Origin of the sequence: Limisphaera sp. VF-2, assembly GCF_049537125.1 — a bacterium.
In the GTDB taxonomy this organism is placed as follows: Bacteria; Verrucomicrobiota; Verrucomicrobiia; order Limisphaerales; family Limisphaeraceae; genus Limisphaera.
Genome location: NZ_JBMVQY010000001.1, coordinates 1,609,360 through 1,622,731, shown reverse-complemented (window position 1 = coordinate 1,622,731; position 13,372 = coordinate 1,609,360). Strand labels below are relative to the sequence as shown.

At 66.8% G+C, this 13,372-nt stretch carries 9 protein-coding genes; 5 read left to right on the top strand and 4 right to left on the bottom strand.

All coding sequences use genetic code 11. From position 1 onward, the window contains the following. Positions 1-178: 178 nt before the first annotated feature. The 5 genes from dnaN to ACPDIT_RS05795 all read left to right on the top strand — a co-directional run bounded on the left by dnaN (position 179) and on the right by ACPDIT_RS05795 (position 6,263). Positions 179-1,291 carry a DNA polymerase III subunit beta gene (gene dnaN / locus ACPDIT_RS05815; RefSeq protein ID WP_423442233.1) on the top strand — a complete coding sequence of 371 codons (1,113 nt, stop codon included), beginning with the start codon at positions 179-181 and terminating at the stop codon, positions 1,289-1,291. Positions 1,292-1,323: 32 nt separating this feature from the next. Continuing rightward, the gene (locus ACPDIT_RS05810; protein WP_423442232.1) at positions 1,324-1,992 is read left to right on the top strand and encodes a phosphopantothenoylcysteine decarboxylase; all 669 of its coding nucleotides are present in this window, start codon (positions 1,324-1,326) and stop codon (positions 1,990-1,992) included. Between the two features lie 333 nt (positions 1,993-2,325). Continuing rightward, positions 2,326-3,582 (top strand): FAD-dependent oxidoreductase, encoded by a 1,257-nt coding sequence (locus ACPDIT_RS05805; RefSeq protein ID WP_423442231.1) that lies wholly within the window; start codon positions 2,326-2,328, stop codon positions 3,580-3,582. A gap of 13 nt (positions 3,583-3,595) precedes the next feature. Further along, complete coding sequence (locus ACPDIT_RS05800) at positions 3,596-4,537, top strand: dihydrodipicolinate synthase family protein (RefSeq protein ID WP_423442230.1); 942 nt, start codon at positions 3,596-3,598, stop codon at positions 4,535-4,537. 115 nt (positions 4,538-4,652) lie between these two features. Then, on the top strand, positions 4,653-6,263 hold the full coding sequence (locus tag ACPDIT_RS05795; RefSeq protein WP_423442229.1) for an aldehyde dehydrogenase (NADP(+)): 1,611 nt from the start codon (positions 4,653-4,655) through the stop codon (positions 6,261-6,263). A 179-nt stretch (positions 6,264-6,442) separates the two neighbouring features. Here ACPDIT_RS05795 and ACPDIT_RS05790 read toward each other — a convergent pair whose 3' ends face one another. From ACPDIT_RS05790 to ACPDIT_RS05775, 4 genes are all read right to left on the bottom strand, one after another. Next, the gene (locus ACPDIT_RS05790; protein ID WP_423442228.1) at positions 6,443-7,387 is read right to left on the bottom strand and encodes a proline racemase family protein; all 945 of its coding nucleotides are present in this window, start codon (positions 7,385-7,387) and stop codon (positions 6,443-6,445) included. A gap of 221 nt (positions 7,388-7,608) precedes the next feature. Then, positions 7,609-10,041 (bottom strand): carbamoyltransferase HypF, encoded by a 2,433-nt coding sequence (hypF, locus tag ACPDIT_RS05785; RefSeq protein WP_423442227.1) that lies wholly within the window; start codon positions 10,039-10,041, stop codon positions 7,609-7,611. A 156-nt stretch (positions 10,042-10,197) separates the two neighbouring features. Then, positions 10,198-12,309, bottom strand: a complete 2,112-nt coding sequence (locus tag ACPDIT_RS05780) for a hypothetical protein (protein ID WP_423442226.1) — start codon at positions 12,307-12,309, stop codon at positions 10,198-10,200. A 141-nt stretch (positions 12,310-12,450) separates the two neighbouring features. Next, on the bottom strand, positions 12,451-13,257 hold the full coding sequence (locus ACPDIT_RS05775) for a DUF1559 domain-containing protein (protein ID WP_423442225.1): 807 nt from the start codon (positions 13,255-13,257) through the stop codon (positions 12,451-12,453). Positions 13,258-13,372 lie beyond the last annotated feature (115 nt).

Sequence of the window (13,372 nt, the reverse complement as noted above, 5' to 3'; positions counted from 1 at the left end):
CCTGAACAACTTCGCCCGAGAACGCCCGGCACGCACCTTGTCCCCGGGTTATCGACCATGGATCAGGGCCTGATTTCCCCGCCTTTCCTTGACACCTGCGCGCATTCTGCCTTATTCACAACCCCTAAGAATACGGCGGTTTTGAAAGCTCGTTGAACCCTAGTAGCCCAGGCAGCGCATGAACCTGACCATCGCCAAGGAGCACCTCCTGAGCGGACTGCAAGCCGTGCAGAACGTGGCCGGGGGACGCACGACGCTTCCCATCCTGCACAACGTTCTGCTGCGCGCACAACCGGGTCAGCTTGAACTGACCGCCACGGACCTGGACATGACCGTCTCGTGCAGTGTACCGGCCACCGTGGGCAGTCCGGGTGCCACGACGGTCCCCGCAAAGACACTTTTCGGCATCGTCCGCGAGCTCAACGGCCTCGAGATCGAGATGGAGGTGGACGAGAAAAACACCTGCAGTTTGCGGGCTGCGTCGTCCTACTATCGACTGCGGGGCATCAGTGCGGATGAATTTCCTCCGTTGCCTGTGTTTCCCAAGGCGCAACAGGTCGAGCTGCCCCGGGAGCGCCTGGCCGGGATGTTGCGCAAGACCTCGTTTGCCATGTCCACCGACGAGTCCCGGTACGTGCTCAATGGCGTGTTCTTCAGCCTCAAGGAGCACAAGCTCACCTTGGTGGCGACCGACGGTCGTCGCCTGGCGCTGGTGGAGGAGGAGGTGGACCTGCCGGAGCAGGGACAGGGGGAGTTCATTCTGCCGGCGAAGGCCGTGGGCGAGATGGCGCGGCTCCTTCCGGGCCCGGGGAACGTGCTGGTCCGCTTTGCGGAGAACCAGGCGGCTTTCGAGTTCAAGGACGAGAAGGGCGCTCCGGTACTGCTGATCACGAAGCTGGTGGAGGGCCACTATCCCAATTACCGGCAGGTCATCCCGACGGAGGCGCGCGAACGAGTCACGTTGCCCCGCGAGGAATTCTTGCACGCGTTGCGTCGCGCCGAGTTCATGACCAGCGACAAGGCCAACTCGGTGAAACTCACCTTCACGCGCAATAATCTGGCGATCACGGCCAATTCACCCGACGTGGGGGAGGCACGGGAGAGCCTGGCGATCAACTATGCCGGCAACGAACTGGCCATTGCGTTCAACCCGCGCTACCTCATCGAACCGTTGACGGCCCTGACCGAGTACGATGAGGTCTTCCTCGAGCTCACGGACGAGCTGAGCCCGGGCGTCCTCAAGGTCAACGGCCCGTTCCTCTACGTCGTGATGCCCATGCGCCTGACGTAGCGCTGCGGGCTGGTGCACTGCGGCTTCGCCAGATGAACTGCCTGGTCACGGCCGGTCCAACCTGGGAGCCCCTGGACCGCGTGCGCAGGCTCACGAATCTCTCCACGGGCCGATTGGGCATCGAACTCGCCAACGCGCTCGCAGAGGCCGGACACCGGGTGACGTTGCTGCTGGGTGAACTGGCCACGTGCAGCCTCCCCGCCCGCGCCGCGGAGCTGCGCCGATTCACGACCACGGAGAGTCTGGAGCGTTTGTTGCAGGAGTGCAGCGGGACAAGGTTCGGTGCCGTCTTCCATGCCGCCGCGGTTAGCGACTACAAGCCGGGCACCGCGTGGCAAATCGGGCCGTCCGGGCTGCGCCGCCCAATCACGGCTGGAAAGATTCCCACGGAGCTGGGGCCGATTTGGGTGGAGCTGATCCCCACGCCCAAACTCATTGCCTCGCTGCGCCGCTGGTTTCCGACCGCCTGGTTGGTGGGCTGGAAGTACGTCGTGGACGGCAACCCTCAAGAGGCAGTCGCAGAGGCGCGTGCCCAACTGGCGCGGTACCGGACCGACGCCTGTGTGCTCAACGGGCCTGCGTGTGGCGAGGGTTTTGCGATTGTCGAACACGGGGGAGAGCCGCTTTGGCTGGCCGACCGCACCGCGTTGTGTGCCGAGTTGGTGAGGCGGTGTGCTGGAAGAGGCGCAGCCGCTGTTTAGAATGCCGGCCATGGCTGTGCCGATCAGGTTCGAGGGGGGCACGCCCGCGGGCGCGCCGTGGGATTCCAGGGCGGCACGAGTGCGCCCCGATGCCGGGTTTCATTCAGGCTGGTGCCCGGCCCGGAAGTTTGCGCGTGTCTTGGGCTCCTCGTAAACTGCCGCTGGTGCCCGGCAGCCGGTTCGTAAGATCGCGACCCGCCTGCCGGTGGCGGTCCCGGTGTGGGCTTCGGGCTGCCCATGGAGCGCCGCGGCCCAGTTGCCGGCTGTCCAGGGCCATGGCGGCTTGGCGCGGCAGCCTCGTCAACGCCGCAGGCCCGAGGGAAACTTTGCGATATGAAAACCCGGGTGGTCATCGTGGGGGCGGGGGTGATCGGACTTTCCACAGCGTGGTACTGCGTCCGCCGGGGGATGGACGTCTGCGTTTTGGATCGGAACGGACCGGAGCGGGACGGCTGTTCCTTCGGCAACGCCGGGCTCGTCGTGCCGAGCCATTTCATTCCGCTGGCGGCCCCCGGCATGGTGAAACTGGCTCTGAAATGGATGTTCCGCCCCGACTCGCCATTTTACGTGCGGCCGCGGTTGGATCCCGGGCTGTGGGGGTGGGCGTGGCGCTTTTGGCGAGCGGCCACCCGGGCTCACGTCGAGCGAGCGGCCCCCGTGCTGCGGGACCTGCTTCTGGCAGGTCGACAGGCGTTCGAGCAACTGGCCGCGAACGCCGGCCCGGAGCTCGGGCTCGAAAAAAAGGGACTCCTGATGCTTTGTGCCACCGGGCACGGGCTGGAAGAGGAGGCGAAAGCCGCGGCCCAGGCGCGGCAACTGGGAATGCCCGCCGAGGTCTTGGACGCCGAACAGGTGCGGCGCATGAATCCGGGCCTCCAACTGCAGATTGTTGGAGCCGCGTTCTATCCGATGGACTGTCATCTCAAACCGGACCGCTTCATGAGCACGCTCCAGCGCATGAGTGGCGAGGCGGGGGCGAGGTTTCTCTGGCAGGCGGAAGTGCAGGATTGGGTGGTGCAGGCCAACCGCATCCGGGGGGTGCGCCTCCGAGACGGCAGCACCGTCGAGGGGGATGCCTTCGTCTTGTCAGCGGGCGTGTGGTCCGCCGAACTGGCTGCCAAACTCGGGCTCCGACTGCCCTTGCAGGGGGGCAAGGGTTACAGTCTGACCCTTCCCGCGCCGCGCCAGCGGCCCCAGATGGGCTGCCTCTGCACGGAGGCCCGCGTGGCGGTCACCCCGATGAACGGCGCGCTGCGCGTCGGCGGAACCATGGAGCTGGTGGGCACGGATCCGTCCATCAACCCCGTGCGGATCCGCGGCCTCGTCAATTCTTTTTGCCGGTACTTTCCGGATTTCCGTCCGGAGGATTTCGACCGAATTCCGCCCTGGGCCGGCTTGCGGCCCTGCTCGCCGGACGGCCTACCCTACCTCGGGCGCCCGAGTGGCTGGGAGAATCTGTGGATCGCCACCGGGCATGCAATGTTGGGATTGAGTCTGGGGCCCGCCACGGGACAATGGCTGGCGGAGGCGATTGCCGGGCGGCGCTCGGAGAGCGCGCCGCCTTTGCTGGCGCCCGACCGCTACCACTGAGACCGCGCACATCATGAAGGCAAAGCAATCCACCATGCGCTGGGAGGGCGTACTGCCCGCCATCACGACCCCGTTTCGTGCCGATGGGCAGGTGGACCATGAATTCCTGAGGCGCCATGCACGGTGGCTGGTGGACCACGGTTGCACGGGGGTGGTCGCCCTCGGGTCCCTCGGGGAAAGTCCCACCCTGCGTTTTGAGGAAAAGGTGGCCATCTTGCGCACGGTCGTTGATGCCCTCAAAGGCCGTGCCGCCGTGGTGGCCGGTATCGGCACACTGAGCACCGCCGAGGCGGTGGAACTGGCCCGCGAGGCCGAGAGCATCCGTTGCTCCGGGCTCATGATTCTGCCGCCCTACGTGTACGCCGGCGACGCCCGTGAGATGTTGAGCCATGTGGAGAGCGTGCTGCGAAGCAGCGGCCTCTCCGGCATGCTTTACAACAATCCCATCGCCTATCGGACAGATTTTTTGCCCGAGCAGATCGCGCAGTTGGCGGAACGGAACCCCAATCTGCACGCCGTCAAGGAATCCAGTGGCGATGTCCGTCGGATTACCGCGTTGCGGGCCTTGTGCGGGGAGCGACTGGCGCTGCTGGTGGGGGTGGACGACCTCATCGTGGAAGGGGTGCGCGCCGGGGCGGTGGGATGGATCGCCGGGCTGGCCAACGCCCTGCCGCGGGAATCGGTGGCGCTCTTCGAACTGGCCCGTCGCGGTCCGGAATCCCGGCTGGAAACGCTGTACCAGTGGTTTCTTCCCCTGCTCCGCCTCGACACCAGCAACAAATTCGTGCAACTGATCAAACTGGTCCAACAGGAGACGGGTACGGGCAGCGAGCGCGTGCGACCGCCGCGCCTGCCCCTGGCAGGTGCCGAGCGCAAAAGGGCGCTGGAACTCATCCGCCGCTGCCTCGCGCAACGACCCAAAGACGCGACCGCTTGCACGCGTTCTCGACCATGATCCGGGAAGCGATTCGTCCCGCCCGTGGCGCCGGACCTGCGCGGCTGCGAAGAACCGGCACGCGAGGTCGCGGTCGCGTTGGACCGCTTTGCACAGGGTTCGCGCCGGAGAGCCTATGAAACTGGAGGGTCTGTCCTTGATCGGGCATGGTTGCGCAGAGCCGAAAGGTTCGCCCACTCGTGCGGTGAACCCCGCCACCGGGGAGAACCTTGAGCCCGCGTACTACTGGGCCGACGCTGCCGACGTGGATCGTGCAGCGCGCCTAGCCTGGGAGGCCTTTCGACAATTCCGGTTGTGGCCCGCGGCGGAACGCGCCCGGCTGCTGCGGCGCATTGCCGAGCTGATCGAGGCCACAGCACCGGAGATCCAACAGCGCGCCCACCTCGAAACCGCGCTGCCGCCGCCGCGGCTGCGGGCCGAAACCGCCCGCACCTGTCACCAGCTCCGACTGTTTGCAACGCTCATCGAACAGGGCTGGTGTTGGGATGCCCGCATTGACCATGCCGATCCCACCCGACAGCCCCTGCCCAAGCCGGATGTGCGGTCGCACCTCATTCCCCTCGGACCGGTGGCCGTCTTCAGCAGCAGCAACTTCCCCTTGGCGTTCTCGGTGGCCGGAGGGGACACAGCCTCGGCCCTGGCGGCCGGGTGCACCGTTCTGGTGAAGGCCCACCAAAACCACATGGGCACCTCGGAAATCGTGGGACGTCTCATTCAACAGGCTGTGCGGGAATGCAACGCTCCGGAGGGCACCTTCGCCCTGCTGTTTGGCCGGGGCTCGGAAATCGGCCAGGCGCTCGTGCGGCATCCCCTGGTCAAAGCGGTGGGCTTTACCGGATCGCGCCAGGGCGGGCGGGCACTCATGGACGCGGCCGCGGCGCGCCGGGAACCCATCCCGGTCTATGCCGAGATGGGCAGCATCAACCCGGTCTTCCTCCTGCCGGGGGCACTTCGTCAAAATGCGGAAACCATCGCCGCGGGGCTCCATGCCTCGCTGACCCTGGGGGTGGGACAGTTCTGCACCTGTCCGGGACTGGTTCTGGCCCCGACCGGTCCCGACACGGATCGGTTCCTGGCAGCGCTGCAGCAGCGCATGGAAAACACGCCACCGGGAGTCATGCTCACCGCGGAGCTGTGTGCCGCTTTCCATGCCGGGGTGCGAAGGTGCCTGCAAATCCCGGGGGTGCAACGCCTGACGTCGGCGCGGGCCGAGTCCGACCCGGCCGGGACCCGTGCCGCAGCCACCTTGTTGACCACCACCGCCGAGGTTTTCCTTGCTCACGAGAGTCTCATGGAGGAGGTGTTCGGGCCTTCGACCCTGGTGATCCTGTGCAGGGATTTTGCGCAAATGTTGGCAGTGGCAGAGAGCCTCGAGGGCCAGCTCACCGCCACGCTGCACGCCACGCCGGAGGAGTTGATCGAGCACCGCGACCTGGTCCGGGCGCTCGAACTGAAGGTGGGTCGCCTCATCTTCAACGGGTTTCCCACCGGGGTCGAGGTGTGCCACGCCATGGTGCATGGCGGTCCCTACCCGGCCACGTCCGACGGCCGGTCCACTTCGGTCGGTACCCGGGCCATCCTTCGCTTCCTGCGTCCCGTGTGCTACCAAAACTTTCCCGACGCGGCGTTGCCCGAGACGCTGCAGGAGGCCAATCCGCTGGGCCTGTTCCGCATTGTGGACGGCCAACCCACAGGCCCTGCGGATCGCTCCTCTGCCAGCCGGTGAGGGGCTCGCGCCCGCAGCCGCTGTGTTCCCCGGGTGCAGGGCCCGGCGGCATTCCGGGTCGGCGGTTCTTGCGCGGCCCCGCGCGGGCGAGGACAACGTCCCGCAGCCTTGGGCCCAAGGAGCTGCCAGATCGACCCGAGCCCATCGCCCCGGGCCCGGGCCGGCCCCGCAGCCCGTTCCTATGACCGGCGAATTCCCCAGCAGAACGGATCCGCCGGGTCCAGACGCAGACGCCCCTCCGCGTTTACGTGGGCCGACCCGGTGATCACGGGCTCGATCCAGCCGCGTGGGCGATCCAACCACCGGTAATGTCCTGCGAACGTGCTGCCCACGATGCTTTCCTGCACCCACGTTTCGCCCTCGGCCAATCGACCATCTGCGGCCAGGCAGGCCAGTTTCGCACTGGTCCCCGTGCCGCACGGCGACCGATCGTAGGCGCCCCCGGGGCACAGGACGAAATTGCGCGCGTGCGCCCCCGGGCGCGTGGGGGGGCCGTACAGCTCGACGTGGTCCACCTCGGGAAAGCCCTGCGCGTTCACCGCTCGACGCACCCGCCAGGCGAAATCGGTCAGAGTCTCCACGTGCTCCAGCGAGAGCGACAGATGGTGGTGCTCCACCAGGAAAAACCAGTTGCCGCCCCAGGCCACGTCGCCGGTCACCGGACCATGACCCGGCACTTCCACGGTGTAGGCTTTGCGGACGCGGTAACTGGGCACATTCACCACCGAAACCTGTCCGTCCGGGTGGAGCGTGGCCCGGACCACGCCGACCGGTGTTTCAATGCGGTATTCTCCCGGGCCAATGCGCCCCAAATGCGCCAGCGTGGCCACCACGCCGATCGTCCCGTGGCCGCACATGCCGAGGTACCCAACGTTGTTGAAAAAAATGACCCCGGTGATGCACGCCGGATCCTCGGGAGGAACCAGGAGCGCGCCGACCCAGACGTCGGAGCCCCGCGGCTCGTTGACAATGGCGGAGCGGTAGAGATCGAACTCGCTCTCGAACCGGCGACGCCGCTCCGCTAACGGACCGCGGCCCAGATCGGGTCCGCCCTCGATCACCACCCGTGTGGGTTCGCCGCCCGTGTGCGAATCCACCACCACAATCCACTGCACGGCTTGCATGGTATCCTCCGCGCCCAGCCTACGATCCTTTCTTTCGGCCCTGCAAGGCCGGCCGCCCCGGAATCGTTGCCCCGGTTCGGATGCGCCTCCGAATTCCGGGCGGGCGAGGGCAATCGCTTCCACGGCCCCGAAGAGTCAGGAGCACGGGTTTGCTCGCGCATGGCAAAGGGGGCATTTCGCGCTTTGTGGGGCTGCGCGCCCCACCACACAAGCTCGCGGCCTCAGCGGGAACAGGGCTGATCCAGGCCCAACCGATGCGCAGCCAGTTGACCCAGGGCGATGCCCCCGTCGTTGGGGGGCACGCGCTGCGGCCAGTACGGCCGGAACCCCGAGCTGCGCAACTGGCGGACGGACCAGGCCAGGAGCCACTGGTTTTGAAAGCAGCCGCCGCCCAGTAACACCGCTTCGCACGACTCGAGTCGGGCCACGGCCACGATGGCCGCGACCAGGCTCTGGTGGAATCGCGTGGCCACCACGGCCGGGGACACGCCCGTGGCGACCTCCGTGAGGATCGAGCGAATCAGCGGGCCCCAGTCGAGCTCCCGCGGTCCGCCGGGCGCGCGCGGTTCGCGCACGGGCAGCGGGTACGGAGCCCAGGCGGCTTCGGCGTCCACGCAGAACTCCAGGTCCATCGCCGCCTGGGCCTCGAACTGGCTTCGACTGCGCAGACCCACCAGGCAGGCCACGGCATCGAACAACCGTCCGACACTGCTGCACCACGGCGCGTGAATGCCGGCCTCGGCCATGCGCCAGAGCAGCGCGGTTTCCTGGGCTGTGAACCAGCGTCTCCAGCAGTCGCGCGCGCGTGGTTCCAGGGTCGGATCCTCCCGGCACAGCTCGTACAGCAGGCCCAGCGCCGTGCGGCGCGGTTCCCGGACCGCGGCGTCTCCCCCGGGGAGGCGAAATCGGCGGAAGGTTGCCACGCGCGTCGCCTGTCCGCGTGCCACACGAAAGAATTCCCCTCCCCAAACCGTCCCGTCCCAGCCCAGACCGGTCCCGTCCCAGGCCACCCCGAGCACGGGTGGCTCCAACTCGTTTTCGACCAACACGGCAAGGACGTGGGCCAGATGATGCTGCACCGCGCGGCAGAACGGCGGTTGTGGTGCCGCCGGGTCGGCGGCAGCAGTCTCGCCAAGATGGGCCATTCGCAGGGCGTGCCGGGTCGAAAGGTAATCCGGGTGCAGGTCGCAAATCACAACTGCGGGCGGCGCGTTGTACAGTCGGGGCAGGTCCCGAACCACGCTCCGGAAGGCCCGTTCCGCGGCCTCGGTTTCGAGATCGCCGATGTGTTGGCTGAGAAACGCGTCCCGGCCGATCGCCAGGCCCACGGTGTTTTTCAGGTGGGCCCCCACGGCCAGCACGGACGGGGGCGTCTCCGAGGTCGCCGGGGTGCCGGATGCGGCACGCACGGGCAGGGGAACGGGCAGCGGTGCGTAACCGCGGGCCCGGCGCAGCAGAAGTTCGCGGCCATCCACCACACGGACCACGGAATCGTCCACGTGCCGTGCAATGGGACGGTTGTGGACGAGGAACAGGTCGGCAATGCCACCGAGCCGTTCGAGGGCTTCCTGCTCGTCGGTGCAGATGGGTTCGTCACTGAGATTGCCGCTGGTGGCCACCACGGGTTCGGCCAGTTCGCGCAGCAGCAAATGATGGAGCGGCGTGTACGGCAGCATCACGCCCAGGGACGGATTGCCCGGAGCCACCGCCGGAGCAATCTGTGGCGCGCCGGGATCCGGCCGGGCATGCCTCCGCAGCAGCACGATGGGAGCCTCCGGCCCGGTCAACACGCGCAGCTCCGTCGGCTCCAGCCGGCAGACCTGGCGAATCTGGGCGACCGAGGGAAACATGAGCGCAAAAGGCTTGGCCTCGCGGTGCTTTCGCTGCCGGAGCCGTTGGACGGCCTCCTCCAGGCGGGCCAGCACCATCAGGTGGAATCCGCCCAGCCCCTTGACCGCCACGATCGCGCCGGACCGCAACGCGTCGGCCACCTCCCGGAGCAAACCCAGCGTGGCTGCGGCCGCAGCCGAGGAATCGTTCCGTCCTTCCGGAGGCCGGCTGCTGGCGAGTCGGCGGCCCTGGGGCGACCAAAGCTCCAGGTGCGGACCACAGCGGGGACACGCATTCGGCTGGGCGTGGAAACGGCGGTTGGCGGGGTCGTGGTATTCGGCCTGACAGGCCGCGCACATGACGAACCCGGCCATGGTAGTGTGCGGCCGGTCGTAGGGCAGCGCGGTGATGATGCTGTAGCGCGGGCCGCAGTGGGTGCAATTGATGAAGGGGTACGCGAACCGGCGGTCCGCCGGGTCGAACAGCTCGCGCAAACAATCGTCGCAGGTGGCGATATCCGGAAGCACCAGGGCCCGGACTGGACCGACATGCTCACTGGGCTGGATCGTGAATCCCTGGTGACCGAGCGGGTCGAGCCACGTCGTTTCCAGGCTTTGAATGGAGCTGTGGGCCGGCCGTTCCTGCACAAGGCGGCTCAGGAAGAGCTCCAGGGTTTCCCGGGGGCCTTCGACTTCCACGGTCACGCCCTGAGGAGAGTTTCGCACCCAGCCCCCCAGCCCCAACTCGCAGGCGAGCCGATGCACAAACGGGCGGAATCCGACCCCCTGCACCACCCCGCGAATGGAGAGCCGTAGTCGCTCCATGGCAGCCTGCCGTTCCGGGTTCAGCCGGTGACGAGGCGGGGAGAGCTCGTCAGCCACGCGGCGTGAGCCGCCGGGGAGGGACCCCCGGCGGACGCGACGCCGTCCCGGCCGGCGCGTCGGCCAGCAGGGCCCGAACCCCGCCACTTCGTTCTTGTGTCAGTGAGCGAGGCGATAGAACCGGGCCCGGCTCTCGAGGGGCACGGTGTAGGGACTGGCGGCGTTCGCGACATCCGTGTACGGCCCTTGTACCTCGTCGGCTTGTTGCAATCGCAGCTCCGGCTGGTTCCAGCGCAACACCAGCCGCTGTCCGTCCCAACTGTACTGCAGCCGCTCCGGTTCCGGCGCAGCAGCCTCCCACACATCGCTCCATTGCGTGCCGATCTTGAGGTCGTCCACGCTCAGCTCCCCGATGCCGCCACTTTCCCGGAGGCTGAAGAAGTACAGCGTCACCGGCGTGGTCGGATCCGTCGCCGTAACCCCGCCGCTGGACTCCTCGGAGGGATTCACCCAGAGCGTCGTTTCGGCGGTGTCCACGTTGTAGCGGGTCAGGACGAGGTAGGTCGTGTTGGGTTGGAGATCGCGGGGCAGCACCGCGTTGGGCGTGGGACCGCCGTTGGCGACGCCCACTCGATACGTCCCCGGGGCCGCGCCGTTGGTGGTCACGAAGATGCGTCCCCGGTAATTGATGGTGCCGATGTCGCGGAAGTGCGCGAAATAGTCGCCGTTGGCCCCAGTGGGGAGGCTGGTGAGGTTGAGCTTGAAACTGGTGAAGAGCACGATGCCTTGGCCGACCGCCTGCAAAAAGTTGGTAAACGCAGCGCTCACATCCTCGGTTTGGGTCCGGGTCAGCAGCACCCGACCTTGCACCACCTGCAGCTGGCCCGTGGTGCCACTGTGGGTGCTCCAGAACCCGCCCGAGCTTTCGATCAACGGCCCGTCGGGGTAGTCGAAGGGATCGGCCAGGACCTGACCGAACTTCGGATAGAAGGTTACCTGAAAACTCGTGGGGATGTTCCAGGTTCCGTCGCTGAGGGTGAGGGTGATGGTTGCGGTGCCGGAGATGTCGGCAGCCGGGACAATGCGGACCGTCCGTTGCGTGCCGGAGCCGCCGAGCAGGATGTTGCCGGAGGGCACGAGCGCTTCATTGGAGGAGCTGGCCGTGACCACCAGTTGGTTGGGCGTTTCGGCATCCTGCACGGTGAAGGCAAGCGGGCCAATCACCGTATTGGTGGGCGCAACCTGATTGGCCAGCGAGGAGATCGTGGGTTCGCCCACGTAAACGCGGAAGCTGATGCTGCTTTCGAAACCCTGTCCATCGCGCACGGTCACCTGGATCGTGGCCAGCCCCTCCCGACCGGGCACCGGGGTAACGGTCAGGGTGCGTTGTTTGCCCGTGCCGCTCAGCGTCAGATGCTCTGGTTCGTTGGGCACCAGCAGCGGATTGTCGGACACCGCGGCGACCTGCAGCTGGTCGACTGGAGTCTCGACGTCGTCCACTTCGAAGGGCAGCGGTCCGGTGGTGGTTCCGGCGGCCAGATGTTGGTCAGGGATGCCGCTGATGGTGGGTGTGCCGCCCGGGGTGTGAACGTCCAAAAACTCGGTGCCAATGCGAAGATTGTCGAGAGAGAGGCTTCCCATCCCGTTGCCGCCCGAAAGCGCCTGGCGCATGGCCACGAACACAATGGGGACGCTGGTGGTATTGTCCGAGCCCTGCGCGCGGTTCACGGCGGACTCCTCGGAAGACGGATTCAACCACAGCGTGGCCACCGCGGTGGCCACGTCGTAGCGCACCACCAGTTTGTACTCGGTGTCGAGGTCGCAGTCGGTGGGGATGATCACCGGGGTGTTCCCCCCGTTGGCGATGCCGAAGCGGAATTTGCCCGAGCCGGCCCCGGTGGTCGTGGCGAACACCCGCGCGCGGAAATTGAAGGTGCCCGTGTCGCGGAAATGCCAGAAATACGTGCCGGCGCCGGAGGGCAACGCGGTGAAACGGACGGTGAACCCTGCATAAAGCAGCCCTTCGGTAATCGCGGCGCCGGGGACGTTGGTGATCGCCAGACTGACGTCTTCCGATTCAGCCTGGGTCAGGGACGCCGCGCCCGAGACCACGTCCACTTGCCCTGTAGTCCCGCTGTGGGTCACCCAACGGCCGCCGGAGACTTCGCTCAGTGGACCGTCGGGATAATCGAAGGATTCATCGACGTAAACGGTGGCCCGGGCGGCGCAGAGCCCGACCACCAGGCCGGCAACAAGGTGAATGGGTTTCATGGTTTGTCCGTGGTTGGGCGTTGGGGAGCGAGGTGGGAAAAGAACCGGGGATCGTGGCTTTGCGGCCAATCCACCCGTTCCGCAGGGAGCGGCCGGGGGCCGGGCATCCCGGGTGGATTTTCCGCGCGTACGCGATCCGTTTTAATTGGGCGTGGTTTCACTCGGGTACCAGTACATGCGGCGCTGGATTTTCCACTCTTCGGCCGCGCTGTTGGATTCGGCGGCCGTGCGCAGGAACTCGTTTGTGCGGGCCACGCGGCCACTGCCGTCCGCCATGGCGAAATTCCCCCGGTGATCATGCCGCGCCACGGCGTACTGCCCGGTCACATTGGACTGGGCCGGGGCGGTGTTTTGCGGAGAGTTCGGGTCCACCTCCGCCACTAGGATGGTGTCAACGGGCTTCTTGATGCTGGAGAAGCGCGTGTTGACGATGCCCAGTTGCGCACGGGTGTTCCGGTTGATGCAGAGTCGGCCGTTCTCGCCGTACATGAAGAAGGCGCGCGTGTAGTTCGGCGGGTTGGCATAGGGTATGGCCGCCCGAGAGGGATCCGGAGTGCTGGGACAGGAAAAGACACTCTTGGTGGTGGGCAGCGGGGGCGCCGGTGGCGTCCGCATGTAGAGGTCCGCCAGGCGGGGTTGGTTGATGTAAACGGCAACGGTGTTGTACCAGGCCTCCGTGTTTTGCGGGTCGATGATGGAGACCGTGGTGTTGCCCTCTTCAGGCACGAAGTCGCTGTTGTCGTCGGCGTACATGCGGAACCCGAGGGACCATTGCCGCATGTTGTTGAGGCAACTGACCGCCTGGGCCTTGCTTTTGGCACGGCCGAGAGCGGGCAGAAGCATGGCTGCCAGAATCGCGATGATGGCGATGACCACCAGCAACTCGATCAGGGTAAATGCCCCCGGCCGGCGCAAGCCGTTCCGGTGACCTTCGGTTTTTTGGCGCATCCGTCCTCTCAAATACCATCCAGTGTGCGGAGCCGCGAGTGCGGGTCGGATCCCCCGGATCCGCGCGGCGGTTGCGGCAACCGGCCCGAGGGTCGGGCCCGGCCCCGTGTCCGGG

Coding starts and splice junctions, on each gene's coding strand:
- dnaN (WP_423442233.1), top strand. CDS start 179: ATGAACCTGACCATCGCCAAGGAGCACCTCCTGAGCGGACTGCAAGCC.
- ACPDIT_RS05810 (WP_423442232.1), top strand. CDS start 1,324: ATGAACTGCCTGGTCACGGCCGGTCCAACCTGGGAGCCCCTGGACCGC.
- ACPDIT_RS05805 (WP_423442231.1), top strand. CDS start 2,326: ATGAAAACCCGGGTGGTCATCGTGGGGGCGGGGGTGATCGGACTTTCC.
- ACPDIT_RS05800 (WP_423442230.1), top strand. CDS start 3,596: ATGAAGGCAAAGCAATCCACCATGCGCTGGGAGGGCGTACTGCCCGCC.
- ACPDIT_RS05795 (WP_423442229.1), top strand. CDS start 4,653: ATGAAACTGGAGGGTCTGTCCTTGATCGGGCATGGTTGCGCAGAGCCG.
- ACPDIT_RS05790 (WP_423442228.1), bottom strand. CDS start 7,387: ATGCAAGCCGTGCAGTGGATTGTGGTGGTGGATTCGCACACGGGCGGC.
- hypF (WP_423442227.1), bottom strand. CDS start 10,041: ATGGAGCGACTACGGCTCTCCATTCGCGGGGTGGTGCAGGGGGTCGGA.
- ACPDIT_RS05780 (WP_423442226.1), bottom strand. CDS start 12,309: ATGAAACCCATTCACCTTGTTGCCGGCCTGGTGGTCGGGCTCTGCGCC.
- ACPDIT_RS05775 (WP_423442225.1), bottom strand. CDS start 13,257: ATGCGCCAAAAAACCGAAGGTCACCGGAACGGCTTGCGCCGGCCGGGG.